At 60.1% G+C, this 1,000-nt stretch carries 1 protein-coding gene; it reads right to left on the minus strand.

Annotated elements, in window-relative coordinates; all coding sequences use genetic code 11:
- Positions 1 to 74: 74 nt before the first annotated feature.
- Positions 75 to 755 carry a transposase gene (locus ACEWQ0_RS00215; RefSeq protein WP_476484138.1) on the minus strand — a complete coding sequence of 227 codons (681 nt, stop codon included), beginning with the start codon at positions 753 to 755 and terminating at the stop codon, positions 75 to 77.
- Positions 756 to 1,000 lie beyond the last annotated feature (245 nt).

The raw sequence follows: 1,000 nt of genomic DNA on the forward strand, positions 1-1,000 counted from the left end.
ACCGGCGAGAGCTACCGAAAACGCGCCCAAGCCGCCCGCAGAAAGGAGAAATAGCACCGGCAATCAAAGGCAGGTCAGAAACACTCACCGACCGGCCAATTTAGTTGTCGCCAACCGGACAAAGTAGTTGACGTCAGACAGACGGATGTGTGCTCGGAATCGCGAAGCGTCTCGCACATGCTGGCGCGTACCGGATTCAGATCGACATAAGCCATGCACGACAGAACGGCCGGCTCATCCAGCAGCGCCTGGCACTTGAACCGCCCTTCCCAGAACCTTCCCGTGCAGCCGTCCTCCCGATTGGCCATGCGGGCAATCGGCTCGTTGAGCGCGCGCATGAACCAACTGATCGAACCGAGGCGCTGGCGGATGACATCGAGGCGTTCGGTATTGCCGAGCAGGGCGAGGGTGGCGCGCTCCACGCAGGCCGGGTCGTCGCGATTGCTGATCGATCCCGGAAAGACGGCCAGCCAGCGCTCTGCGACCTCTCGGTCCGACCACTGCCAGGGCGCACGAGGATCGCTGCTCAGAACCACGTGAAAATGATTCGACATGACGGCATAGGCATAAACGGAGACCGAGAAGCTCTCAGCCAGCTTGAAGATTCGATCCTCGATCCACTGGCGTCGGTGCTCGAAGTCCATCCCGGTCACTTCGTCGCGACCACAGAGAAAGGCGCGCCGGACGCATCGACTGACACAATGGAAGAAGCCGGGCTCCTTGTCGCTGACCAGTTGGCTGCGTGGATATGTCATGTCCCTATTGTGGCGCCGGGTGCGACGCCCGCCAATCCGGCGACTGTCGTGTCAATCTGTAGGAGATTTCCTATAGATCGTGGGTGTCCTGGAGATGGCCGTGGCGGAACGTGTCAACATATTCCCAACACATCGGCGACGATTTCTATGTAACAACCTCGGGCAGCTCGGCGCTGACCGGTGTTGGTGAGACTTCGAACGCACCTGGTGTGCCGAGTAACTCCGTTGCGGTCTGACCATCGTCG

The sequence above is a fragment of the Wenzhouxiangella sp. YN9 genome, assembly GCF_056324165.1.